Here is a 24,703-nt window from a genome sequence, read left to right on the forward strand (position 1 = left end):
TGGCAGCGGAGGAGTGACTGCCCCATGTACGCGAAGTTCCCCGAGGGGGCGGCGAAGCGCACCGACCCCGCGGCGGCGGCCGAGGTTCTCTACGACGCCGTCATCGTCGGCGGCGGGATCGCCGGCGCCCTCATCGCCTCGCGGCTGAGCGACGCCGGCAAGAGGGTACTGATTCTCGAAGCGGGCCCGGCCGAGGACCTCACCCTGAGGGGCTACGAGAGCTACCTCGACCGCTTCTACTCGGCCACCAGCAAGGACAACCAGTCCCCCTACCCGGTCTTCGCCAACGCCCCGATGCCCCGCGGCACCGACGCACGGCGCATCTTCCCGGGCGCGCCCGACGCCTCGGCCTACATCGTCCAGAGCGGGCCCTTCGCCACCGACACCACCTATACGCGGGTCCTCGGCGGCACCACCATGCACTGGGAGGCCAAGACGCTGCGGATGCTTCCCGAGGACTTCCGCATGCGCACGCTCTACGGCGAGGGGGCCGACTGGCCGCTCACCTACGAGGACCTCGCCCCGTACTACAACGAGGCCGAACGCGAGATCGGCGTCTCCGCCGACGTCGAGGACCAGGCCTACCTCGGGATCACCTTCGACGAGGGCTACGTGTTCCCCATGAAGGGGCTGCCCCTGTCGTACCTGGACCGGATGGTCGCCAAGGACCTCGACGGGATGCCGGTCGAGCTCGACGGGGAGCAGCGAGAGCTGCGGGTCCGGCCGTTCCCACAGGGGCGGAACGGGATACCGAACCCGGCCTACGACGGCGGGAAGGGCTACCTGCCGCGAGGGGCGGTGAGCACGTACCAGGTCGAGGTCGGCGGGCGGTGCCAGGGCAACAACAACTGCGTGCCCATCTGCCCGGTGCAGGCCAAGTACAACGCCGGAAAGACCCTCGCTGTGGCCCTCCAGAGCGGCCGGGTCGACCTGGTGGCCCAGGCGGTGGCCCACAAGGTGCACGTCGACGAGCAGACCCGCCGGGTGACAGAGATCGAGTACCGCCGGTACGACCGGCCCGACAGCCCCGGCTTCACCAGCATGCGAGCCCGGGGCCGGCTGTTCATCCTGGCCGCCAACGCGGTGGAGAACCCCCGGCTGATGCTGGCCTCCGGCCTGCGCAGTTCGAGCGGCCTGATGGGGCGGAACTTCATGGACCACGCCTATCTGCTGGCGTGGGCCCTGCTGCCAGAGGTGGCCGGCACCTTCCGGGGCACGAACTGCACGGGCGGCATCACCGACCTGCGCGGGGGCCGCTTCCGCCGCCGCCAGGCGGCATTCAGCGTCGACATCCACAACGACGGATGGGGCTGGGCCCGGGGGGCGCCGATGACCGACCTGATCGACCTGGTGGACGCCGGTGGCCGCCACGGCGAATCCCTCCGCCAGGGCCTGGTGGACCGGGTGTCCCGCCAGCTGCAGTTGGCGTTCATGGTCGAGGTCCCCGCCAACCCGAGCAACCGGATCACCGTGGACCCGGCCTACACCGACCACCTGGGGAACATGCGGCCCATCCTCACCTACGACATCCCCGACTACACGATGCGGGGGGTGGCGTACGCCCGGCAGCTGTCGCGACGGATCTTCGCCCGCCTCGGAGCCGAGGACCACACCGAGTACGACCCGAACTTCTGGGGCTACGCCGTCCACGCCGGCGAGGGGTACGAGATCCGAGGGGGCAACCATCTCGCCGGCACCCACACGATGGGCCGCGACCCGTCGACCTCGGTGGTCGACCCGGATCAGCGGTGCTGGGATCACGAGAACCTCTACCTGGTCGGCGGGGGAAGCATGCCCACCGTGGGCACGTCGAACGTGACGCTCACCATCGCCGCCCTGTGCCTGCGCAGCGTCCGGGCCATGCTGGCCCAGCTCGACGCCGAGACCGCACCGATCGAGGTCACCTCGAACGCCGCCACCCGGCGCCAGCCTCAGGGGGTGACCCGGTGACCGCGTCGACCATCGAAAAACGTGACGACCTGATCAGCTACCTGCACGCGGCGATGGCACTCGAGCACGCGACCATCCCCCCTTACCTGACCGCGTACTACTCCATACACTCCACCACCAACTCCGACGCCGCCCACATCATCCGGGTGGCCGCGGTGGAGGAGATGCTGCACCTGACCCTGGTCGCCAACGTCCTGAACGCCATCGGCGGGAAGCCCGACCTGACCCGCCCCGGCTTCGTGCCGTCCTACCCGGCCTACCTGCCCGACGGGGAGGACGACTTCACCGTCGACCTGCGGCCCTTCTCCCCCGAGGCGGTGGAGACGTTCTGCAAGATCGAGCGGCCGGGCAAGGCCCCCAGTGCCGGCGCACGGCTGGTGCGCAGGGCCGACAGCGGGAGGCCGCTCCTGGCCTCCAGCCCGACGGCCGAAGGGATGCGCTTCTACAGCATCGGCGAGTTCTACGCGGAGATCATCGAAGGCCTGGAGAAGGTGGCGGCCGACGACCCCGGGCTCTTCTGCGGGAATCCGGCCCTGCAGGTGGGGCCCGAGTACTACTACTCCGGGGGCGGGGCGGTGATCGTCGTCTCCGATCTGGACTCGGCCCGGCAGGCGCTGCGATTCATCGCCGCTCAGGGCGAGGGCCTCGACTCGGGCATCTACGACGCGGACGGGGAGCTGGCCCACTACTACCGGTTCCGGCAGCTGCAGCTCGGCCGCTACTACCAGGTGGGCGACGGCCCCGACGCCCCTTCGGGGCCGCCGCTCAGCATCAGCTGGGACGATGTGTACAAGGTGAAGGTGAGCGCCCGGCTGGCCGACTTCCCGGCGGGATCGGAACTCGCCCGTGTCGCCCGGGACTTCAACGCCGAATACGGGGCCTTCCTCGCCCTGCTCACCAGAGCGTTCAATGGGCAGCCAGGCCTCTTGCAGGACGCCGTCTGCGACATGTTCCGCCTGCGCGACGGGTTCAACCGGCTGGTACGCAACCCTCTGCCCGGCGGCGGCGGCCTGCACGCCGCCCCTACCTTCGAGATCCCGACCGCGGTCGGGGCCGATCCGGAGGCCTCTCAGTCCGCCGGTGAGACAGCGCGGGCGGTGACACGGTGACCGCACCGCCGTCCGAAGAGTACGAGGAGTTCGAGGAGTTCGAGGAGTTCCTCCGCCTCTCGGTCGACCTCACCGCCTTCGAGGAGACCGAACTGCTCGGCACCGGTCTGGCCCGCCGGTACCTGGCCAAAGTGCGGGCCGCCTGCGGCGACGAGATCGTCACCGCCCTCCTGGACGCCCACCGGGCGGCCCGGGCCGACGCAGCCGGTGATGCCGGAAGGCTTGACCGGATCCCACTCGACCGAGCCCTGCTCGACCGGGCCCTGCGCCACCGGATCTTCAGCGACGACCGCCTCGGCCCGGTGGCCCGCAATGTGATCAAACTCTGGTACGCCGGGATGTGGTACGCGCTGCCACCCGAGTGGACCGACCGCTACGGCGCCCACGCCGCGGGCGAGACCTCCACGGTCACCGCCGCCTCGTACCAGGAGGGGCTGCTGTGGCGGGCCATCGGGGCCAATCCTCCAGGTGCCAAGGGGCCCGGCTACGGCTCCTGGGCCCAGCCACCCCGCATCGAGGACCGCTACCTGAAAGGGGCGACGAAATGACAGGATTGGCGGACCGCCTCGGCCCGGACAAGGTGAAGCTCGGCGTCTGCTGCACCCTGTGGTGGAACGACGACTTCCCCACCATCGACGCCGGCATCTCCTTCGGCCAGGCCGCGAGCGAGATGGCGCTCGCCGGCTTCCAGGGCTGCAGCATCGGGCACAAGTACCCCTCGGACGCCGCCGTGCTCAAGGCCGCCCTCGATCTCCGCGGCCTTCGGGTGTCCGAGCCCTGGACGAGCACATACTTCACGATCAGCAAGATGCGGCAGAAGACGATCGCCGCCTTCGAGGAGACGCTGGCCCATGTCAGGGCACTGGGCGGGACCGAGCTGGTCGTGGCCGAGTTCGGAGCTTCGTCGCACCTGCTCCCCGTCGACGTGTTCGCCAACCGCCCGATCTTCACCGACGCCCAGTGGGACGCCCTGACGTCGGGCCTGCACGAACTCGGGAAGATCGCCAACTCGGCCGGGATGAAGCTCAGTTATCACCACCACATGGGTACCGGCGTCATGACCCGGGCCGACGTCGACCGGCTGATGGCCTCGACCGATCCAGCCCTGGTTCACCTGCTGCTCGACACCGCCCACATCGCCTTCGCCGGCGACGATCCGCTGGACATGGCCCGGGCCTACGCCGACCGCATCGGCCACGTCCATCTGAAGAGCATCCGGCCCGAGGTCGTGAGCCGGGTGCGGGAAGAAGGCCTGTCGTTCCAGGAGGGCGTCGAGCTCGGCGTCTTCACCGTGCCCGGAGACGGCGCGATCGACTTCCGGCCCATCCTCGAAGTGCTGGCCGATGCCGACTACCAGGGGTGGCTGGTCGTGGAAGCCGAGCAGGACCCGAACAAGGCGATCCCGCTCGAGTACGCCAAGAAGGCCCGCGCCTACCTCGCCGACGTCTTGGGCTGGTAGCGAACGGAGGACACCGGGAATGAACGCGACATTCAAACGGGACGTGTTCTTCAGCTTCTTCATGTTCACGGCCGATTTAAGGCCGCAGGACTCACGTTACACCGCAGTCCTGATCAATCATCTGAAGGCCCTCACCGACATGGGCTACGACGGCTTCGACCTGCACATCGCCTCCCAGCCCGCGACCGTCGACCATAAGCTCGAGACCGACAGCTATGTCGCCCTCAAGAAGGCGTTCGACCAAGCAGGGCTGAAGGACGTGAAGTTCACGACCAATGTCGGGACCACGCGGACCTTCGACCCGACTTCACCTTACGAGGAGCAGCGCAGGCAGGCCCTGTCCTACCTCAAGTCACGCGTCGACATCACGCGGGTCCTGGGCGGCGACTCGATCATGTCAGGGCCGTTCCTCTACCCCTACGGCGTCTTTCCGGTCACGGACGCTGATGAGCCGATATGGAGCGATGCCCTCCAAGACTGGATGGAGTCGCGCTATCGCGCAGCGCGTTCCGTCTTCGAGGATCTGGCGGAGTACGCCGCGGCGCGAGAAGTGAAGCTCGCCATCGAGCCCGTCAAAAGCTGGGAGACGCCCCCACCCAACATGGTCTCGGAGGCACTGGATTTCCTCGATGGCCTCGATCACTCGCAGGCCGGCGTGACGATCGACACCGCGCAGGTCGTGATGGAGAGCCAGGGCCCGTCGGTCTTCAAGGACAATGTCGCGAAAGCCGCCCGGCAGGATCGGCTCCACTACGTCCACATATCTGCGCCCGACCGGGGTGCGGTGAAAGACAGCTGGATCCCCTGGGACATCATCCTGAACGAGATCGAGCCGGTGTATCGCGGGCCGTACCTGGTCGAGGTGTTCAACGCCATCCCGCCGTTCGTCAACTCTATGCGCATGGCACGTCGGCGCTTCTGGCGGCCCGGCGAGGACGACCCGGTACCCCACGTCGACAGCGCCTACGACGTCGCGAGGGCCGCACTGGAGGAACTGCGGGAGCAGATCATCATTCCTTCCGCCCGAGTACCTCGGAAAGGTCCCGCATGCTAGCCCAGGTGTCAGATCCCATCATCATGGTCGTGAAGCAGACGGGCGATGTCCGTATTCACACCTTCGTCTCGTCCTTCGCGTACAGCAATATCGCGAACGCCACGCATATCATCGAGACCAGGAACCAGCTGGTTCTCGTCGACGGGCAGTTTCTCGTTCCTTATGCAAGGGCGTTCAGGGACTACGCAGACAGCCTTGGCAAGCCGATCGAGAGGCTGTACCTCTCGCACCGGCACCCTGACCACTGGTTCGGTCTGGGGACAGCGTTCAGCGACATCCCGATCTACGCGCTGCCCGAGACCATGAGCTTCATCCAGGAGCACGGTGAAGCCTCGCGAAGTGACCACTGGAAACTCGGCGACCTCGCTCCGGACCGGATAGTCGTGCCCAAGCAGGCCGTCAGCCCCGGCACCGAGACGATCGACGGGGTCAGGTACCTCTTCGACCGGGTGACAGAAACCGAAATCGACTTCCACCTGACCATCAGGCTTCCTGATCTGGGAGTTTATTTCACTCAGGACCTGCTCTACAGCGGCACCCATCTGTACCTGACGCAGCATATGGACCACTGGATCCAGGTGCTCCAGGAAATGCTGCTCTCGGACTACGACCTGTTCATGCCGGGCCACGGCCTGCCGGCCGACAAAAATGAGGTCGCTCGCAACATCGAGTACCTCTCGGCCGCCCGGCAGGCGATCGGCAACGGGCTGGCAGGCGACGCCTTCAAGGGTTTCATGCTCCAGCGGTATCCGGAACGCAAATGCCCGGGCATATTCGACATATATATGCCCCGGCTGTTCGGCGGTGCGAGCGACTACTGACCAAGGAGGTGTTCAACCATGAACGACGGCTGCACTGTAGGACAGTACCTGATAGACCGGCTCCGTCAACTGGGATTGGAGCATCTCTTTTCCATCGCGGGCGACTATTCGATAGAATGGTTGAACCGGTACGTCACGCCAAGCAGCATTGAAATCATCGAGGAAGTCAACGAGGTCAATGCTGGTTATGCGGCGGACGGATACGCAAGACTGAAGGGTATCGGGGCCCTCTGTGTCACCTACTCCGCGGGCGCATTGTGTGCCGTGAACGCTGTCGCCGGCGCTTATGTCGAGAAGGTGCCGCTCGTGCTGATCAACGGCACACCGAGCATAAAGAAGACCATCACCTTCGAGCAGACCGGCTTCAGTGCGCATCACTTCATCAGCGGACGTGAAACGGACCTTCAGTCGTTCGAGCATATAACGGTCGCAGCCGTACGGGTCGACAACCCGGACCTTGCGCCGGCGTTGATAGATTATGCACTGACCCAGTGCATAAGCGAACGACGCCCGATCTACATCGAGCTTCTCCAGGACATGGTCGACTTGCAGTGCGAGCCGCCGAGGGGCGTACTGAAGCCGGCCAGGATCTTGTCGGATGAGACCAGCCTGGAACAGTCGGTGGAGCGGATCTGCGCAAGGCTTGAAAGCGCTGAGAACCCGCTCATCTGGGTCGGTGTGGAGATCGACCGATTCGGCCTTCAGGAAAAGGCCATGAGCCTGATCCAGCAGCTGAACATCCCATTCGTCACGGAACTTCTCAGCAAGGCCGTCCTCTCCGAGGACGATGCGCTGTTTGTCGGCGTGCTCGACGGCCAGGCGTCATCGGCGGCCGTCACGGATCTGGCCACGACGTCTGATTTTGTACTGGCCCTCGGCGTGTGGCTGACGGACATCAACTCGTTGGGCTGGGAGCCGGACTACGACAAGACCGCCTTTGCGTCGTTCGACGCAGTCAAGTTCGGAACCTATTTCGGCGGACAGGTCGCGTTGGAGCACCTGATAGAGGGCATACTGGCACAGAAAATCGCACCCAAAGTACGGAAGCTTCCGGAGAAGCCGGCTCGTAAGGCGCCGACCGTGGGCTCGTCCGACGTGATCACGTACCAGGGATTCTACAACTTCATACAGCAGTACATCGACAGGAAGACCATCGTCAGCAGCGATGCGAGCATGAACTACTTCGGGAGCCTGCTGCTCGATGTGCCGAGGCCGGGTGGGTTCATCGTTCAGTCGTCCTACTCGTCGATAGGTTACAGCGCGCCGGCTGCGACAGGTATCTGCTTGGCGAAAAGCCCCGACCAAAGGGTAATGGTCTTCACGGGCGACGGCGGCTTCCAAATGACCGCCCAATGCCTCTCGACGCAGACTCGCTTCAAGCTCAACCCGATCATCTTCGTCATCGACAATGGCGTCTACGCCGTAGAACAGTGGCTCGCTGATGCGTCGGTTTTCCATGCCGACAAGCCGTTCTACAAGCCGTGTGTCCTGCACCGGTGGAATTACAGCATGCTGTCAGAGGTATTCGGTTGCCGAGGGTGGGAAGTCGGCACGTATGGAGAGCTGACGGATGCCGTGACGGGTGCTCTGAAGAACTCGAACAGCCCATCCATCATCCAGGTCCGAGTGCCCGACAAATCAATTCCCGAGAATGCGAAATGGAAAACCCAGTAGCGGACAAGGAGCAAGAATAATGCCGACGAAGATCACTGCAATCTTCGAGAACCCGAAATCCCCCGAGGCGTTCGAGGCCGGTCACCACGAGCAGATCGCGCTGGCGAAGAAGATCCCCGGAGTCCAGAGGATCGAGAGCGCGAAGGTCTGGCCGAAGGAGGATGGCAGCGCGACGCCGGCTTATCGCGTACTCGACATGTACTTCACCGACTACGACGCGGCCAGCAGGGCCGTAACGACCGAAGAGGCATCGGCGTTTGTCGCCAAGGTTTTCGAGCTGGCGACTGGCGGTGTGCGGCTCCTCTTCACAGATGTCGAGGAGGTCTGATCTCGCCAACTGCCGGTGTCTTCACGTGGCCAGACGCGGACGGCATCATGATCTGTCGTGCTGCTGCGCCTGGCCCACCTCGCTGCGACCAACGCCCGGTCGCTCCTGCGCCTGCTGCCGACGAGCGACCGGGACAAGGACATCGAGATCCTTGCCTGCGGCACCAACTGCTCGTACTGCAACGCCAGGCCGAACCGCTGCTCGCCTGCGACCTCTTCGAGACCCGCACCCTGACCGGGGCGCGTCTGTACGCCTTCGCCGTCATCGAGGCCCGCACCGAGCCCTGGGCCGAGCCACGCCGCTCCGGCCGCTTCCCGAACCGGCACCCGCACTCCCGGGTCAGGTGTCCGCCTGCGCGGTGTCCGCGGCGTCGAGTACCTGATCGCCGTACAGGTCCTGCAGCCAGTTGGTCTGGTAGACGGTGTCGAGGTAGCGCTCGCCGAGGTCCGGCGCGATGGCCACCGCCGTGACGGCTCGTGTGTCATGTCGTGCCAGCCAGTCCGTGGCGGCACTGACCACCGTTCCGGTGGAGCCGCCGAACAGGAAACCGCGTCTGGCCATGCGTCGGCACATACGGATGGTGTCCCTCTCCTCCACCCGGATCACCTCGTCCACACAGGACTCGTCGAGCAGCGGCGGGCGCATGCTCATACCGAGGCCCGGGATCATCCGGCGGCCCGGTTCGCCGCCGAACGCCACCGAACCCACGCTGTCCACGGCGACGATCCGTACCGGCCGGTGCCACTGGCGGAAGTAGCGTGCGCAGCCCATCAGGGTCCCGGTGGTGCCCGCCCCGACGAAGAGGACGTCCAGTTCCGGGAACTGGCGGGCGATCTCCGGGCCCGTCGTGCAGTAGTGCGCCCACCAGTTGCCCTCATTGGTGTACTGGCTCAGCCAGACGTATCGGTCGTCGGAGGCACACAGCGCACGGACGTACTCGATCCTCGTGCCCAGGAAGCCGCCGTTGGAGTCCTGGTCGGCAACGATGTGCACCTCGTTGCCGAGTGCCTCCATCAGCAGTCTCGTCGACAGGTTGCAACGGGAGTCCGTCACACACAGAAAGCGGTAGCCCTTGCTCGCGGCGATCATGCCGAGCGCGACGCCCAGGTTCCCGGAGGACGACTCGACGAGGACGGAGTCCGGCCCCAGGATCCCGTCGCGTTCGGCGCTTTCCACCATCCTCTTGGCGGCCTTCAGCTTGATGGAGCCGGCGAAGTTGAAGGCCTCGCACTTCAGATAGAGCAGGTGTCCGCAGATGGACTCCAGATCGATGAAGAGATCGCCCTGGTTGAAGTCGTACGGAGCGGAGATGACAGGCACGGCGGACCTCCTGGTGCCGGGCCGAGGACGACTGCCTCAGCCGTAGCGGCGAAGTTCGTGGAAGAAGTCATCGATGAGACGGAGGTTTCCCGCCCGGGACACCTCGTCGTAGACGTACTTGCCGACGGCCAGGTCGAGGACGCCGAGTCCGAACGGCGAGAAGACCACCGGCCGGTCCGCAGGCGGTGCGGCGCGTCCAGCCATGACGTCGCTGAGCGTTCCGTTCAGGAAGTCGCGGTTGCCGGTGAACTGTTCGGCCAGATGGGGCGATGTGTCGGCCTTCAGGCAGTGCTCGACGTCATCGACGAAGTTGGCCGAGCCCAGCAAGACCTCGGGGGCGAGATCGCGCAGGGAGACATGCAGGACCAGGGGGTTGTGGCTGAACCAGGCAGGGTCGCTGACGTGTGGCCGGCCGGAAATGGTCGCGAAGACCACGAGGTCGCTGGCGCGGACGAGGTCTTCGGCGCTGTCGTGGACGGTGATCGGTGCGGTGGCGCCGGCCTGCCGCAGATAGCCGCGGAAACCGGTGGCGCTGTCGGCGGACACATCGTGCACGCCGACCGCCTCGAAGGCCCAGCCCGTGCCGTTCAGAAAGGTGTGGATGTAACGGGCGATCAGGCCCGTGCCGAAGAATCCGACGCGGGTGGGGCGGGGACGGCCGCGGCTGAGCCGGTCGGCCGCCAGGGCCGCGGACGCTGCGGTTCTGGTGGCACTGATGATCGAGCTCTCCAGGCAGGCGAAGGGGTAGCCCGTGTCGTGGTCGTTGAGGATGAGCACCGCGGAGGCTCGCGGCAGCCCGGCACTCACGTTCTGCGGAAAGCTGGAGATCCACTTCAGACCGTCCACGTGGGCCTGGCCGCCGATGGAAGCCGGCAGTGCGATGATCCGCGCCGTGGGCCGGTCGGGGAAGCGCAGGAAGTACGACGGCGGGTTGACCGTGTCTCCGGCGTCGTGCAGCCGGTAGGCGGCCTCGACCAGTTCCACCAGTTGCTTCTCACGCCCGCTCAGTGCTTGCTGTACCTGTTCACCGGTGATCACCGCGAACGTCGGCACGGAAGCACGCTCAGGCATGGCCGGCCGGCCGGGCGTCGACAGCACATCGGTCATCGCTCGCTCGCCTCCGGGGTCGCACGGCGGTCGGCCGGCCGCAGGGGCTCGGCCATGCCGACCAGGACCTCCCGCTCTCCGGTGAATGCCTCTCTGCTGTGCGCGGTGCGGATGTTGTCCACGAGCAGCAGGTCACCGGCCCGCCAGGGCTCGCGCCGGGTGTGCGCCTCATAAGTGGAATTGATCAGCTGGACGACAGCCTCGTCGATCGGACTGCCGTCGCCGTAGCGGGTGTTGAAGGGCAGTCTGTCCTCTCCATAGACGTCCACCAGGTACTCGCGCACCTCCGGGGCCAGCGTCCACTCGTTGAGGAAGGCGATCTGGTTGAACCAGCAGCGCCGGCCAGTGAGCGGGTGACGGACGACGGCGCTGCGGCGCTGCTCGGTGCGCAATGTCCCGTCAGGCTCCCAGGTGAAGTCGATGGCGTTGGCCCGGCAGTAGCGCTCGATCTCGGCGCGGTCGCCGGTGCCGAACGACTCCGCCAGGCTCGCTCCGATCTCGTCGTTGTAGGTGCGGGTCAGCACCCAGCCCTCCCGCTCGAACCGTTCGGTGAGGCCGGTGGGCAGGGCTCGGAGGACCTGTTCGGCATCGGCGACCGCCGTCGCCCCGCCCTGCTCGGGTGCGGTAAGGCAGGCGAACAGCATCAGGCCGGGCACCTGAAGCGGGTAACTCAGCTCGTGGTGCATGCACATCGGCTGGTTGGCCGGCCAGGTCGTGGACGCGTACAGGCCGGGACGGTGGGCCTGACGGGGTGCGAAAGACTCCCTCTCCGCGATCAGACCGTCGGCCATATGCGAAAAGACGGCACTGACCTGATCGATGTCCCGCAGCCCGAGACCGCGGACGACCAACGCCCCGTGCCCGGTGACCTGCGCGCGCAGCGCCTCTCGGTGCTCGGCCACCCAGCTGGGGGCGTCGTCGAGGGGATCGACATGCAGCAGTGCCGGCCTGTCCGGCTGCAGCTCCACGTCGAGCGGTGATGCCAGGGATGAGAACGGCAACTCGGGTTCCTTTCGGTCGTCCGCCTGGGGTACGACGGGTCTCAGCAGGAGGCAAGTGGTACGAGGGTGCTCAGGACGGCCTGTGCCGCCTGGGACGGGCGAGTGCGAAGGAAGTAGTGGCCCCCGTCGGCGAGCTCGTGCAGATCAACGTGTTCGGCCAGGAGCAGCCAGTCGCGGTGCCGGTCGGCGTAGCCGGCGGTATGCGGGTCGTCGGCGGCGACGACCACCGTGACCGGCGCGGACAGCCGCACCGGCGGCGGCTCTTCGAGGGCCTCACAGAAGTAGCGGTGTGCGCAGACACAGTCGTGCCGGTAGGCCGCACCAAGATGTTCGGCGTGCCGCTCGTTCAGCTCCGTCAGTTCCCGGTAGCCGCCGTCCGCTGTCAGCCGCGCCGCGATCTCGGCGTCGCTCCGGCTCGCCAGGTCGCCGATGGCCGTGTGCCGGTCGGCGGATGTGCCGAGCAGCTGCGCACCGAGGAACACGCGCGTCACCCGCACGCGTCGCTGCATGAGCCTCCTGGCCGTCTCCATGGCATGCGCGACACCCGAGGAATGGCCCCACAGCATGACCCGGGTCAGGCCACGCGCCGTGATCTCGTCGGTGACCTGCTCGGCCACCTGCTCGATCGTCGCGAACGGCTCGGGGTGTGCGTCCAGGTTGTGACCGGGGAGGTCCACGGCGAGGACCTCCATGTCGCCGCCCGCCAGCGCGCTCGCCATCGGCTGGTAGTTGACCGCGTTGCCGCCCGCATGGGGGAAACACACCAGTGCGTGCTGCGGCACACCGCTGCCGTCCGACAAGGGCAGCAGCAGTTCCGGGCGCTGCCGGGCCGTGCCGTCGAGGAGGGCGGCCAGGTCGGCGAGCACCGGGTGCCGCGTGATGTCCTTCAGGGACACCGACCGGTCGAGTGCGAGGCTGAGTCTGACCGCGGTCAGGGAGGTGCCCCCGGAGTCGAAGAAGTGGTCCCTGCGGCCGATCTGCGCCTCTGGCACCCCCAGCAGCTCGGCCCAGGCCGCAGCCACTTTCCGCTCGTTCGGGCTGAGCAGGCCGGCGTGGTCCCCCGCCTGCCTTTCTGGTGCCGACTCTTCGGCCAGTCCGGTCAGGGCCTTTCGGTCGATCTTGCTGTTGGCGGTCAGCGGAAGGCTGTCCTGCCAGTGAAAGGCCGACGGGACCATGTAGGCGGGCAGTACCGCGCCGAGTGCCTCGCGCAGTACTTCCGGCTGCCGCTGTCTTCCGGAGTAGAAGGCGATCAGCTGCTTGCTGCCGCCGGACCGCTCGCTGACGACCACCGCGGCGTCCCGTACTCCGTCCACCCGCAGTAGGGAGTTCTCGATCTCACCGATCTCGATCCGGAAGCCGCGGATCTTGACCTGGCTGTCGCGGCGGCCGAGGAACTCCAGCTTGGCGCCGGGGTGCCAGCGCCCCCAGTCCCCGCCCAGGTAGAGCCGTTCACCGGGCCGGTACGGGTCCGTCCGGTACGCCTCCCGGGTCCGCTCGGGATCGTTGACATACCCCCGGCCCACGCAGACACCGGAGAACGCGATCAGCCCCGGGGCGCCCAGCGGTACCAATGACAGGCGCTCGTCCACGACGTAGACGCGCACGTTGTTGACGGGCCGGCCGAGCAGCACCCGGTCGGGCACCCCCTGAAGGACCTCGTGATTGGTGTCGTCCGATGTCTCCGTCAGCCCATAGGCGTTGAGCAGCTCGATGCCGGGCTGGACGGCGAACCAGCGCTGGACCAGCTCCCGTTTCAGCGCTTCGCCGGTCACCGACACACACCGCAGGTCCGGCAGTGCACGCGGGTTCTGTTCCAGACAGGAGACCACGACCTCCAGGTAGGAGGGCACGAGCTGCGTCACGCCGACCCTGCGGCGCTCCAGTGTGTCGACGAACCGCTCCACGTCCGTGATCACGTCCTGTTCGACCAGCAGGGTCCGGCCGCCGACCAGCAGCGGTGCCATGAACTGCCACAGGGAGATGTCGAAGCACTGCGGAGCGGTCTGCGCCACCACACACCCCTCGCCGATCACCAGGTCGTCGATCTTGGCGTAAAGGTGGTTGAGCATGCCCGCGTGCTCGCACATCGCCCCCTTCGGCTCGCCGGTGGAGCCGGACGTGAAGTAGATGTAGGCGAGTTGGCCAGGGTCGACCTGAACGCCGAGGTCGTCGGCGGCGTGCGGCTCGGCGTACGCCGTGTCGACCGGCAGCTTCTCGACTCCCGGCAGCGTGCCCAGCGCCTGGTCGAGGGTGTGGGTGCTGCCGGATTCGGTCAGGACCAGCCGGCATCCCGCTCGCGACAGCGTCGCCGCGATACGGCCGGCCGGGAAGTGGGGTTCGATCGGCAGGTACGCGCCGCCCGCCTTGAACACCGCCAACGTCGCCGCCAGCCAGTCGAGGTTGCGCTCGGTGACGACGGCGACCACGTCCTCCCGGCGCAGACCCCTGGTGACCAGCGCTCGCGCCAGCCTGTTCGCGCGCCGGTTGAGCTCGCCGTACGTGCACTCCTGCTCGCCGTGCACGGCCGCCACGGCCTGCGGGTGTGCCCGCACCCGCTGCTCGAACAGTTCGTGTGCCCGCGCGTCGGGCAGCGGCCGACGCGGCCCGGCCAGGCCTTCCAGCTGTTCTTGTACCTCATCGGCCGACAGCAGGCTCTGCCGCGTGTGGTCGGCGTCCGGATCCGCCGTCATCAGCCGCAGCGCCGTCAGGTGGTAGCCGCCGATGCGAGCCGCGGCCGCGGTGTCCAGCACGTCGGTGCGGTACCGGAGACGCAGCGTCAGCCGTCCGCCCCGGTCGGACCAGCGCACCTGCAGGACGCCGTCGTCCGCATGGGCCTCGTCGGCGCCGATGGGACCGAACACGGCCTCGTACGGCGGCTCCGTCAGTCCCAGCTCCCGCCGCAGCTTCTCCACCGGGAACTCCCGGTGCGCCAGTACCTCCGCCTCGGCCTGCTCGGCGGCCGACAGCAGGGCCTGCCAGGACCCAGGGGGAATGGCCGACCGGCACGGCAGCGGCTCACCGCGCACACCGGTGGTGTAACCCGTGACCACCTCCGGTTCGCCGGAGAGCACGCCAAGCACCTTGACGTGCACGGCCAACAGCAGCGCGCTGACCGGCACTCCCCGGTGCCGGACCAGTTCCCGCACCGCCTCCGTCACGTCTTCCGGCACCGGCATCTCGTGCTCGTCCGCTCCCGGAACCGGCTCCCGAACCCACCGCGGCACGGTGGTGACACCGCCGGCGGTCAGCACCCGGCTCCAGAACTCCCGGTCTGTGTCCACGCCCGTTCCCATCGAATGACCTTCCTCAACTCGCGGTCGCCGCAGCGGCGTCGGCTGATGACGTTGCTCGGCCGACGTCGATGGACCGGATGCCGCTCTCGGGCATGTGCACCGCCGGATTGCCGCCCCAATGTGCTTTCCGGGGGACTTCCTCGCCCTTCATGAGGAAGGAATCGGGTGCCAGCACCGAGCCGTCGCCCATGGTCACGCCATAGTGCACATGGGCGCCGACGCCCAGCGTGCAGCCGGTGCCGAGCACGGTGCCGTCGGACTTGAAGGTGCCGTCCTCCTGCGAGTGGCACTGGATCTTGCTGCCGGCGTTGAGGGTGCACTCGTCGCCGATGGTGGCGAGCGTCCGCTCGGTCAGATAGCAGCCGTCGTCGAACACCCTCCTGCCGATGCGCACGCCCAGCAGCCGCCAGACCAGGGTCTTGAAGGGGGTTCCGTTGAAGATCTCGAGGAAGTGGTCCGGAACCTTCCACAGCCGCTCGTGCCACCAGAAATACGGGTCGTAGATGGAGCACAACCGGGGGCGCAACGGACGGAACGATGCGATGCAGCGCTCCACCAGGATGAAGTACGCGGTGGAGAATGCGAGGGTGATCACCAGATATCCGGCGATCACCACGTGTCCGACCACTCCGTACAGATCCACGGAGGCGAGACCGAACAGGGTGAGCGCGAAGGTGTGCAGCCATCGCACGAGCAGCATGAGCACCATGGAGCGAAGGTTGTAGCGGTTCTTCGCGGCGAGCCGACGGCGCAGGGTGTCGCCCGTCCTGAGATGGTCGAACCGTGTGTCACGGTCCACCGAGCGGGGGATCTCGAAGCACGGTGAGCCGAGGAGCCCCACGCCTTCACGGACCTCGCCGTCGAGGGGAACCATCACCTTCGTGGCGAGCAGGCAGTTGTCCCCCGTCCTGCCGCCTGCCGGATAGGCGATGTTGTTGCCCAGGAAGCTGTGCGGCCCGATCGACACCCTGGACAGCCGGAAGGACGTGCTGGAGAAGTCGGCGTTGATGAGGGAGAGGCCGTCGGCCACCATCGTCCCGCTGCCGACGGAGACCAGAAGAGGTGTCTCGTGCTGCACTTCCGTGCCGAAGTTCGACCCGGTCTGCTCGACACGTGACAGGTCGTATCCGAGTCCGCGGAGGTAGTGCACGATGTAGGAGCTGTCGCCGAAGAGCCAGGCGAAGAACTTGATGTTCGTCATGCGCGCGGTGGCGCGGTGCAGCGCGTAGTGAAATCCGTAGAGCGGATAGACCTTGTCGGGCTTGACGACCAGGCCCACCACACGGGGCACGGTGTACAGGGCCACCAGCCCCAGAACGACGCATCCGAAGAACAGCACGAGTGAGAGCACCAGCGCGTCGGAGAGCAGTTCCGACCGGGACAGTGCGGCCGTCTGCGGGTCGAGTCTCTTGCCGATCGCCGGTACCTCGGTGAACAGCATGTACGCCCCGCCGACGGCCAGCGGAATGTACAGGAAGAACAACTGGACCAGGGTGCCGAGGCCGAACCAGGCCCGGCGCGCGGTACGGCATCCGGCCGGAGGGACCCTGACGTAGTCGATCTGCGTGGGCTGCGCCGGAGATCCGTGCCAGTGCTCACCGTCCGGGACCGCCTGGCCGCGGTACAGGGCGGACGAGTGGCCGAGCTGGGCTCGGTGCCCCATCGACGTGTCGATGTCCAGGACGGTCTTCTCACCGATGAAGACATCCGCGCCGAGGGTGATCCGGCCGGTCTGGATGCGTCCCGCGTGGGCCCGGTAGCCGAGGAAGAACGAGTCCTTGCGGATCACTGTGCCCGCGCCGATCGTCAGCAGGTCGGTGCAGACAGGGACGGAGTGGGAGAGGATGGCGACTCCCTTGCCGATCCGCGCGCCGAGGGCCCGCAGATAGAGCACGTACAGCGGGGTCCCGGTGAGGAAGACCATCGGATTGGCGTGGAGCAGCACCTTGACGAGCCAGAAGCGCAGATACGCCATGCTCCAGACGGGGAACTCGCCAGGCCGCCAGCGGCCGATGAGAAGCCATTTCGCCACGACCGGGAATGCGCACAGCGCGACGAACCCGATGCCTCCGAACAGCAACGACCGCAGATAGATGTCGGCCACACCCGAACCGGTGGCGATCCACTCGTAGCCCGCGGCGGTGATGAATCCGGAGACAAGGGAGTAACCCAGGAAGACGAGTAACTGCAACGTTCCGCAGAGAACATGGCTGCGCGGGTTCCCGCGCGGACCCGAAGCCGACGACGGCACGGGTGCCGGCGCCGACGGGGCGGCCACCGGATCGACAGGCGCAGGAGTGGCTTCCCCGAGGGCCGCCGCCAGGCCCTGGATCGTGGGGTGCTGATAGATGTCCCTCATGGACGGGGACGGTAGATCCGCTGTCTTCCGTACTCGCGCGCAGAACTGGGCCATGACCAGGGAGTTGGCGCCGAGGTCGGCGAAGAAGTGGCTGTCGACCGGAACGCGCTCCGCGCCCAGCAGGTCGGCCAGTGCCTCCGCCAGCTTCCGCTCGGTCTCCGCCCCCGTGGGCCCGGTGTCGCTCAGGGCGACGGCAGGTTCGTCCGGCCCCGACACGACCTCGGAGGACTGCTCCACCATGCGATCTCCAAGAACGTGGATGTTCCCGATCAAGGTCCAGCGGATTCAGTTTGTCCAGGCAGCGGCCTGCGTGCCACTTGCTCACTCATTCATCTGTATGCGAAGAACGATCCGTTTTGTCATATTCTCCTGATATCACGCCAGGGTGGGGAGCACACGGCTCACCCGAATGGCGGTCCCCCGGACGGCACCGCGCTTCTCGAGCGCCTCGCGACTGGGCGAAGTCCTGGCCTGTAATCCAGCAACCCCTGGGTGGCTCGCCCGTTGGGGCCAGTGGCCCCGGTCATGAGCCCGGCGTTGACCGCGTTGATGGCCGATGCAGCGCTCAACGACCCGAGCGAGCATCGGTCGAGCCGTGCGGGGTTCGCCGGGCGTCTTGCCCAGACGATGACTGGACGAGGCCGGGCAGGCTCCGCGTGGGGCCTGTACGCGGACCGGGGCGAGGGCGAGGGCGAGTCGACCGTGTTCGGCTTCGTGGAGCACTACCTGGGCGGCGCTGGCAGCAGCCCTACGGGCGGACAACGGCACCTTCTACGATCAGTTGGTCCATTTCCGCCGCAAGGCCGGTATCGGCGAGGACATCGGGATCCCGCGCGTGTTCGACGTTGCTGCATGGATGCGTCAAGGCCGACCAGTCGAGGCCTCGACGAACTGAGCCGCAGGGGCCGTCGGGAGGGCTCAGGTGACGGCGGGCAGGGGACGGATCGGACCGGAGGGCAGCTTGAGAGTGAGCCCGGCCGGCAGCCGCTCGCCGGCGATCCACAGCACGGCGTTGTCCTGTGTGAACCAGGTCTGCGCAGACTCCTTTCAGGTAGTCGGCGATCTCGCGTTCGGCCCCGAGGACGTGAAAGTGAGTGAAGGCGGCCTTGGTCGCGCCGTTGAAGTGGTAGTCGGCCAGGCCCTGGCGGTGCAGGGCGAGGTGCGTGATGCCGACGCGGAAGCCGAGTCCGGCGTGCATCGGGCCGGTGGCGTGGGCGAAGAGGGTGGGTATGCCGTCGACTCGGCGGTGTGGACCGCGGCGAGGGGGTTCATCTTCGGCCTCGGTTCGGTGTGTTCATCGTCGTGGTCATCCGTCTTGGTCATGCTCTGGGCAGGGCGGTGGCGCGGTGTCGAACTGGCCACCCCGTCCTCGTCATGGCCGGCGCGGCCCTGGCCATCGCCGACTCGCCGTGTTTGTGGGCCACGGTCGGCCGGAGCATGGTGGTCGCCTTCGGGGCCTTCTCGGTCGCGGACGTCGCGCTGCCGATGCGCTGTGCGCCCTCGCTGGAGCCGGGCTGTCCTGCCGACAACCGACTTCTGGCACACCACGACCAGCGGCCTGGTCCCTTTCGTCCTGTTCGCCCCGATGACGGCGTTCATAGCCGCGGCACGCCCCGCCGCCTCGCACCTTCGGCTGGTCCGGCGCTGGGCGCACCGGCTCCTGCCATCGTCCACGACCGCGGCCGTCTCTTCCACGGCCCCTACTTCGGTCACCCGGGAGGGCACGGCATCGCCCAGCCCATCCACCTGGTCACCGTCGCCGTCTGACTCTGGCTGCCGGCAGCCGGGTTACGACACGTCGAGCCGCGATACAACCGCCGACGCGCACCGCGTGCCGGCCCCGGCACCGCAGCGCCGCCCCACGTGCCGCACGACCGGAAAGCTCACAGGCGAGACCGACCTGCTTGCCTCTCCGCTCTCGCAGCGAACGGCACGCCGAACGGCCCGCGTTGCCGGGAGCGGCGGACCATGCACGCGCGGCGCGCCCACGGCCTCCGAGAAGACCGAAAGGCCTGGAATCCACCGGCGATCGCGACACGCCTCGGCCTCGACCAGCAGGCCTTCGCCCACGGCGGCTCACCCCGATCCCGCTGTGCGTCCGGGAGCCGGCACCGGCCGCCCGGCTCGTCACCGAGGTGAATTCGCCCCATGGTTCGATCCCCGAGCAGCAGTGCCGTACTCTCTGCTAGTCCTAGAGCCTGCGTGACGGAGGGTCACGCCAAGTGGGGGGAATTCAGCCCAAAGTGAGCAGAACTGCCGGGCACCGCGCGAGTCGGCGTGGTGCCCTTCTCGTGGCCGCCGTCGGCGCCATAGCCGCCCTGGCCGGAACTCTCGTCGTCTCGGTCGATACGGCAGGCGCCACGAACGCCCCTCCGGCGTACACGTCCGCGATACCGGACACCGCCCCGCGTCTCCCAGCCGCCGCGCCGCACTGGACAGCCCTGGCGGCCAAGCGGTTCTGGACCGCGCAGCGCATGGCAGAAGCGAAGCCGCTTCCGGACGCCAGACCGCGGACCGCGGGCAAGGCCGCCCACCCCACGCTCCAGGGCCTCGTCAAGCCGCCGGTGACCGGTGGCCTGAACGCCCAGGACCTGCGCGAGGTCCCGATGGACGCCACGCCGACCGGCACCGCCGGCCCGACGGACACACCCACCGACACCTCGACCCCGGATCCCTCCGCCACCGCTACGGACACCCCGACCGCCGCGCCGACGGACACCTCGTCCGCCTCCCCGAGCACCTCCCCCAGCGCGTCGGACTCGGCGAGCCCCACCGCCTCGCCCAGCCCGTCCCCCACCAGCACGGGCGGGACAGGTCCCGTCAGCTCCTACTTCGGCGGGCTGCCGATGGTCGGCCGGATGTACATGCAGACCAGCAGCGGCTCCTACTTCTGCACCGCGAGCGTCATCAACAGCCCGCACCACAACATCGTGCTCACCGCCGGGCACTGCATGGACGGGCGGGCAGGCGGCGGCTCGCTCGCGTTCGTCCCCGAGTGGACCGCGGCCAATCCCCAGCCGTACGGCATCTTCCCCGTCGCCACCGACTCCGAAGGCCGCAGCCGGGTCTGGATCGATCCCCGCTACTACGACCGCGGACACGTCCAGGGCGCCTCGTGGGACATGGCGTTCGCCCAGGTCGGCGCGCGCAGCGACGGCAAGCAGGTGCAGGACGTGGTGGGCGGCAACAACCTGGCCACCGGCCGCGGCTACGCCTTCCCCAGCATTCGGCTGGTCGGCTACCCCGGCACCGCCACGCAGCCCCTGACCTGCGACAACAACACCACGCAGTACACCCCGACCGACGGCACCCCCGGCTCGTACCTCCAGATCGCGTGCAACGGCTTCGCCTCCGGCACGAGCGGCAGCCCGTTCCTGGAGAACTTCGACCCGACCACCGGCACCGGCGACGTGGTCGGCAGCATCGGCGGCTGGGACACCGGCGGACCGACCGACGACGTCTCCTACAGCTCGTCCTACGGTTCCGACGTGCAGAACCTGTACAAGGCGGCGGTCGCAGGCACCGCCCCCGCGCGTCCCAATGTGCTGCCCGGCGCCTCCACACTCACCCATGCCACCCTCGTCACTTCCGGCTCCTTCACGCCTTCGCCTTCGCCCGATCCGGACAAGGGCGACCTGATCGTGTGCTGGTCGGACGGCGAGCTGACGCTGTACCGGGGTGGTGGCAACGGACGGTTCGACAAGGAGATACGACTCGTCGCGGCCAACACCACCTGGACGAAGGCCGTCTCCATCACGGGCGGCGACTTCACGGGCACCGACACCTACGACCTGCTGGTGCGCTGGAGCGACGGCAGCCTCACCCTCTTCCCCGACGTCGACGCGCGCGGCCTGCACAGCCAGATCACCCTCGTCAAGCCGGGCACGCTGTGGCAGCACGAGGTCGCCATGACCGCGGGCCGCTACACCACCGACGACCACTGGCCCGACGACCTGATCGTGCGCTGGTCCGACGGCGAGACCACGCTCTACAAGAACATCAACTCCACCGGCCTCCACAGCGAGGTCCGGCTCAACCCTGCCAACTCCACCTGGACGCACGCCACATCCCTCACGTCCGCCGACCTCGCCGGGACCAACGAGTCAGACCTCGTGGTCCGCTGGTCCGACGGCGAACTGACCCTGTACCCGGACATCAACCAGTACGGCTTCCACGGAGAGGTGCGACTGCGGGCCCCCAGCACGCTGTGGACCCACGCCACGCTCACCGCGTCGGGCAACTTCACCAGCACCGACACCCGGCCCAACGACTACCTCGTGCGCTGGTCCGACGGCCAACTGTCCATGTACCAGGACAGCGGCAACAGCCTCGGCACGGAAGCCGTACTCGCGACCGCGTCCGGCTCGTCACTGCCGTACTACCGGCGCTGACCACGAAGTCCCCTGGGCCTCGGCCCAGGGGACTCCTGGCGGTGGTTTGCTGACGGCGGGTTCGTCTGGGAGCAGGCCGTGTGGTGAAGGCGTCAACTACGGTCTGTGGAGCCCGGAATGACGAGGAGGCTGCCTTGTCCGCCCTCGCCCGGTCCGCTGGAAGCGTACGCCGTCCGCTTCGATGACCTCTTTTCCACGCTGGCTCAGCGCCTGGGGTTTCGCGAGTACCTGTCCTTCCTGTCCGAGTCGACCTGGGACAGGAGCCGACTTCGTCCGTCCCCTGCTTCGAGACCGTCATGGTGACCGGTGCCCGCGTACACGTTCTCGCCGTCGCGGAACACGCCAGCCGACGAGTGCCGATCCTGCGCGAGTACGAGCACCTCGACGCGTCCGTCGCCTTCTGCAGCAAGCTCTTCGGCACCGAGCCCTCCAAACTCCGCGACGGCTGTGCCAACTTCGCCATCACCGAGCCCCCCGCTCAAGCTCGTCATGATCGCAGGCACGGCAGGTGAGGCGACCCGCATGGACCACCTCGGCGTCGAGGCCGAACCCACCGAGGCCATCCGCGCCGCCACCACCCGCCTGGGCGAGGCCGGCCTGGCCACGGCCGAGGAGAACGACACCGTCTGCTGCTACGCCCTCCAGGACAAGGTCTGGGTCCACGGCACCGGCCAGGAGCCCTGGGAGGTCTACGTCGTCAAGGCCGATGCCGACACGGTGGAACCGGCCGTCGCGAGCGGTTGCTCCCCCACGCCCGGCCGACACGTCTGGACCGGCGGCCCAGCGACCTGGAACGGGCGCCCGGTGATGGTCAAGCCCCCGTTCGGCGGGTCCAGCGTGGGCATGAGCCTTGTACGCGATCCGGCGGACCTCCCCGGCGCCCTGGCGGACGCTGCCGACGACGAGCGAGCAGCCGTTCTCGTCGAGGAATACGTGAGCGGCCTGCCACTGACGGTGGGGCTGCTGGAGCTGCCGGGCGGGTCCGCCATCGTCTTCCCGCCGCTGGCCACCGAAGCCACCGAGGCCGAGTTCTACGACGCCGACACCAAGCTCGACGTGGACTCCAAGGGGACCGTGACCGTGCGCGCCGCCGAGCTGGCTCCCGATGTACTGGACAAAATCACCGCGGACGTCCGGACGCTGTGGGACGGGATCGGGCTGCGCGGCTCGGCTCGCATCGACTTCATCCTCACCGAGGACGGCCAGCCGTACGTGCTGGAGGTCAACAGCACGCCGGGCATGTCCCGCGACAGCAACTTCGCGGTGGGGGCGGCCATGGTCGGACTCACGCACAAGGCGCCCACGGTGACGGAACTCCTGAAACTCGCGGTCAAGCACGAGGTTCTGACCCCGGGTGGAGCACTTCACGCGGGGATCGCGAGCCTGGCGGCCGACCTGGGAGTGCTTCGCAGCCGAGAGTGGGGTCGATCTCGTCGTGGCGGTCGGCGGAGACCTCGCCAAGCAGCTCGCTCTCGCGGCGGGCGCAGCAGGGGTCCCGGAGATTGCCTTGGTGGGCGACAACGCCACCGCTGCCTCCTACCTCGGCTCCGTCCTCCGCCCCGGTGACGTCGTGCTCGTGAAGGCGTCCCGCGGTGGTCAGCTCTGGCAGATCGCCCAAGCGCTCACCGGACAGCCCGTCACCGGCCTGTGACCCGTCTCCATCTGGGGTAGCGACGGCGATCGCCCGTGGAAGGGGCAGCCTTCGTGCCCTCTGCCTCTGTCTGCCCGCAGGCAACGGCCCGGACCGCTCAGCAGTCCGGGCCTTCGTCGTTTTCGTGGTCCTGGTCTTGGTCTCAGTCGAGCCTTTCCCTCCAGTGGTCACGCCTGGGTCCCCCTCCAGGAGTGTGGACTCTCCGTCCGGCCCTCGTGGTCAGTTCGAACATTTGATAGCAATAAGTTACCAATAGGACACAGGAGGTAGATATGTCCATGCTGCTCATCACCGGCTCGTACCGGATCCTCGGCGACCGGCCCGACGGCGATACGGTCCACTTCACCCCGCGCGACCCGGGGTTCTGGTGCGAGGTCCCCGGCCAGCACCGGGTCAAGCGGGACGAGAACGGCGGCGCCTCGCTCCGGCTGGACGGGATCGACGCCACCGAGACCCACTACAAGGGGGTCGGGCCCGAATTCGTCCACCAGCCACTGCGCCTGGGCGCGCACGCCGCCCGAGACGAGCTGCTGAGCTGGCTGGGCTTCGACGACGTCGTACAGGACCCCGAGGAGAAGGTCACGGCTTCGGCCCCGGAGACCGTGCCCGGCTACATCCTCACCTCCGGCGCCGACGTCTACGGCCGCTGCGTCGCGTTGATCGGTCGCGGCGACCCGCCGGAGATCGGCAACCCTCCGAAGCCCGCGAAGAGCGGCGACCGGATCGACGTCACCGTGGACATGCTGCACCGGACCGCCAATCACCACCTGCTGTCCCGCGGCCTGGTGTACCCCACCTTCTACAGCAACCTCCCCCGGGAGCTGCGGGCGAACATGACCACGACCACGCAGGAGGCCAGGGCGGCCCAGGTTCCGGGCGGCGTCTGGTCGTACGACGTGACGACCAGCGGCGCGAAGATCGACAGCCTGGCCTCGCTCACCGACGAGTTGGTGATCGTGCCCAAGCTGTTCCGCCGCCTCGCCGACTACATCCGGCTCTTCGGCCCGTCTCTCGCCTGTCTCCCCTCCTATCTGGCCGGCGGCGCCGACGAGTTCTATGTCCCCGGGCAGCGCGACAGCATCGTCGGCCTCCAGCGCGTGGTCGAGGTCACCAACGGCAACACGTTGCGGATGACCCGCCCGATCGAAGACCTCGTGTTCGTCGAGAAGTAGACCGGAGAACGAGC

At 67.7% G+C, this 24,703-nt stretch carries 18 protein-coding genes and 4 pseudogenes; 17 read left to right on the forward strand and 5 right to left on the reverse strand.

The features are described 5' to 3' along the window. Positions 1 to 24 precede the first annotated feature (24 nt). The 9 genes and pseudogenes from M878_RS57045 to M878_RS96155 form a co-directional block, all read left to right on the forward strand. Positions 25 to 1,950 (forward strand): GMC family oxidoreductase, encoded by a 1,926-nt coding sequence (locus tag M878_RS57045; protein WP_023545480.1) that lies wholly within the window; start codon positions 25 to 27, stop codon positions 1,948 to 1,950. After that, positions 1,947 to 3,059 carry a ferritin-like domain-containing protein gene (locus M878_RS57050; RefSeq protein ID WP_023545481.1) on the forward strand — a complete coding sequence of 371 codons (1,113 nt, stop codon included), beginning with the start codon at positions 1,947 to 1,949 and terminating at the stop codon, positions 3,057 to 3,059. The genes M878_RS57045 and M878_RS57050 overlap by 4 nt, the downstream gene beginning before the upstream one ends. Further along, positions 3,056 to 3,607: a hypothetical protein gene (locus M878_RS57055; protein ID WP_023545482.1), complete on the forward strand. Its 552-nt coding sequence runs from the start codon at positions 3,056 to 3,058 to the stop codon at positions 3,605 to 3,607. The genes M878_RS57050 and M878_RS57055 overlap by 4 nt, the downstream gene beginning before the upstream one ends. Beyond that, positions 3,604 to 4,518 carry a myo-inosose-2 dehydratase gene (gene iolE / locus M878_RS57060; RefSeq protein ID WP_031224389.1) on the forward strand — a complete coding sequence of 305 codons (915 nt, stop codon included), beginning with the start codon at positions 3,604 to 3,606 and terminating at the stop codon, positions 4,516 to 4,518. The genes M878_RS57055 and iolE overlap by 4 nt, the downstream gene beginning before the upstream one ends. A 19-nt stretch (positions 4,519 to 4,537) precedes the next feature. Next, positions 4,538 to 5,572, forward strand: coding sequence for a sugar phosphate isomerase/epimerase family protein (locus tag M878_RS57065; protein ID WP_023545484.1), 1,035 nt, complete (start codon positions 4,538 to 4,540; stop codon positions 5,570 to 5,572). Positions 5,573 to 5,577: 5 nt separating this feature from the next. Next, entirely contained in the window at positions 5,578 to 6,393 is an 816-nt protein-coding gene (locus tag M878_RS57070; RefSeq protein WP_209445502.1) for an MBL fold metallo-hydrolase, read from the forward strand. 18 nt (positions 6,394 to 6,411) lie between these two features. Continuing rightward, complete coding sequence (locus M878_RS57075) at positions 6,412 to 8,067, forward strand: alpha-keto acid decarboxylase family protein (RefSeq protein ID WP_023545486.1); 1,656 nt, start codon at positions 6,412 to 6,414, stop codon at positions 8,065 to 8,067. 19 nt (positions 8,068 to 8,086) lie between these two features. Further along, positions 8,087 to 8,395 carry an EthD family reductase gene (locus M878_RS57080; protein ID WP_023545487.1) on the forward strand — a complete coding sequence of 103 codons (309 nt, stop codon included), beginning with the start codon at positions 8,087 to 8,089 and terminating at the stop codon, positions 8,393 to 8,395. 57 nt (positions 8,396 to 8,452) lie between these two features. Further along, positions 8,453 to 8,583, forward strand: a pseudogene (locus M878_RS96155) (integrase); the annotation flags it as partial. 151 nt (positions 8,584 to 8,734) lie between these two features. Here M878_RS96155 and sbnA read toward each other — a convergent pair. The 5 genes from sbnA to M878_RS57105 are packed head-to-tail and all read right to left on the reverse strand — an operon-like array spanning position 8,735 to position 17,715. Further along, positions 8,735 to 9,715, reverse strand: a complete 981-nt coding sequence (gene sbnA, locus M878_RS57085) for a 2,3-diaminopropionate biosynthesis protein SbnA (protein WP_023545489.1) — start codon at positions 9,713 to 9,715, stop codon at positions 8,735 to 8,737. 36 nt (positions 9,716 to 9,751) lie between these two features. Next, positions 9,752 to 10,822 (reverse strand): 2,3-diaminopropionate biosynthesis protein SbnB, encoded by a 1,071-nt coding sequence (gene sbnB / locus M878_RS57090; protein WP_023545490.1) that lies wholly within the window; start codon positions 10,820 to 10,822, stop codon positions 9,752 to 9,754. Continuing rightward, a complete protein-coding gene (locus tag M878_RS57095) occupies positions 10,819 to 11,823 on the reverse strand; it encodes a TauD/TfdA family dioxygenase (protein WP_023545491.1) in 1,005 nt (334 codons plus the stop codon). Before M878_RS57095 ends, sbnB begins: the two co-directional genes overlap by 4 nt. A gap of 41 nt (positions 11,824 to 11,864) precedes the next feature. Next, positions 11,865 to 15,116: a non-ribosomal peptide synthetase gene (locus M878_RS57100; RefSeq protein WP_023545492.1), complete on the reverse strand. Its 3,252-nt coding sequence runs from the start codon at positions 15,114 to 15,116 to the stop codon at positions 11,865 to 11,867. Positions 15,117 to 15,129: 13 nt separating this feature from the next. Beyond that, positions 15,130 to 17,715 (reverse strand): Pls/PosA family non-ribosomal peptide synthetase, encoded by a 2,586-nt coding sequence (locus M878_RS57105; RefSeq protein ID WP_023545493.1) that lies wholly within the window; start codon positions 17,713 to 17,715, stop codon positions 15,130 to 15,132. 391 nt (positions 17,716 to 18,106) lie between these two features. On the opposite strand from M878_RS57105, the gene M878_RS000000101005 reads away from it, so the two are divergent. The 8 genes and pseudogenes from M878_RS000000101005 (at position 18,107) to M878_RS57125 (ending at position 24,689) form a co-directional block, all read left to right on the forward strand. After that, positions 18,107 to 18,370 carry a DUF6308 family protein gene (locus M878_RS000000101005; protein WP_280923683.1) on the forward strand — a complete coding sequence of 88 codons (264 nt, stop codon included), beginning with the start codon at positions 18,107 to 18,109 and terminating at the stop codon, positions 18,368 to 18,370. A gap of 479 nt (positions 18,371 to 18,849) precedes the next feature. Beyond that, the gene (locus tag M878_RS57110) at positions 18,850 to 19,242 is read left to right on the forward strand and encodes a hypothetical protein (protein WP_023545495.1); all 393 of its coding nucleotides are present in this window, start codon (positions 18,850 to 18,852) and stop codon (positions 19,240 to 19,242) included. 524 nt (positions 19,243 to 19,766) lie between these two features. Then, positions 19,767 to 21,866 (forward strand): trypsin-like serine peptidase, encoded by a 2,100-nt coding sequence (locus tag M878_RS57115; RefSeq protein WP_023545496.1) that lies wholly within the window; start codon positions 19,767 to 19,769, stop codon positions 21,864 to 21,866. A gap of 117 nt (positions 21,867 to 21,983) precedes the next feature. Continuing rightward, positions 21,984 to 22,136, forward strand: a pseudogene (locus tag M878_RS000000101765) (IS701 family transposase); the annotation flags it as partial. A gap of 26 nt (positions 22,137 to 22,162) precedes the next feature. Continuing rightward, positions 22,163 to 22,604: pseudogene (locus M878_RS96160) on the forward strand (ArsI/CadI family heavy metal resistance metalloenzyme); the annotation flags it as partial. A gap of 105 nt (positions 22,605 to 22,709) precedes the next feature. Beyond that, positions 22,710 to 23,102: pseudogene (locus M878_RS47235) on the forward strand (ATP-grasp domain-containing protein); the annotation flags it as partial. Positions 23,103 to 23,220: 118 nt separating this feature from the next. Beyond that, entirely contained in the window at positions 23,221 to 23,517 is a 297-nt protein-coding gene (locus tag M878_RS99575) for a hypothetical protein (protein WP_051430069.1), read from the forward strand. 272 nt (positions 23,518 to 23,789) lie between these two features. After that, complete coding sequence (locus M878_RS57125) at positions 23,790 to 24,689, forward strand: hypothetical protein (protein ID WP_023545500.1); 900 nt, start codon at positions 23,790 to 23,792, stop codon at positions 24,687 to 24,689. Positions 24,690 to 24,703: the final 14 nt, after the last annotated feature.

Origin of the sequence: Streptomyces roseochromogenus subsp. oscitans DS 12.976, assembly GCF_000497445.1 — a bacterium.
Classification (GTDB): Bacteria; Actinomycetota; Actinomycetes; order Streptomycetales; family Streptomycetaceae; genus Streptomyces; species Streptomyces oscitans.

Coding starts and splice junctions, on each gene's coding strand:
- M878_RS57045 (WP_023545480.1), top strand. CDS start 25: ATGTACGCGAAGTTCCCCGAGGGGGCGGCGAAGCGCACCGACCCCGCG.
- iolE (WP_031224389.1), top strand. CDS start 3,604: ATGACAGGATTGGCGGACCGCCTCGGCCCGGACAAGGTGAAGCTCGGC.
- M878_RS57065 (WP_023545484.1), top strand. CDS start 4,538: ATGAACGCGACATTCAAACGGGACGTGTTCTTCAGCTTCTTCATGTTC.
- M878_RS57075 (WP_023545486.1), top strand. CDS start 6,412: ATGAACGACGGCTGCACTGTAGGACAGTACCTGATAGACCGGCTCCGT.
- M878_RS57080 (WP_023545487.1), top strand. CDS start 8,087: ATGCCGACGAAGATCACTGCAATCTTCGAGAACCCGAAATCCCCCGAG.
- sbnB (WP_023545490.1), bottom strand. CDS start 10,822: ATGACCGATGTGCTGTCGACGCCCGGCCGGCCGGCCATGCCTGAGCGT.
- M878_RS57100 (WP_023545492.1), bottom strand. CDS start 15,116: ATGGGAACGGGCGTGGACACAGACCGGGAGTTCTGGAGCCGGGTGCTG.
- M878_RS57105 (WP_023545493.1), bottom strand. CDS start 17,715: ATGGTGGAGCAGTCCTCCGAGGTCGTGTCGGGGCCGGACGAACCTGCC.
- M878_RS57110 (WP_023545495.1), top strand. CDS start 18,850: ATGGCCGGCGCGGCCCTGGCCATCGCCGACTCGCCGTGTTTGTGGGCC.
- M878_RS57125 (WP_023545500.1), top strand. CDS start 23,790: ATGTCCATGCTGCTCATCACCGGCTCGTACCGGATCCTCGGCGACCGG.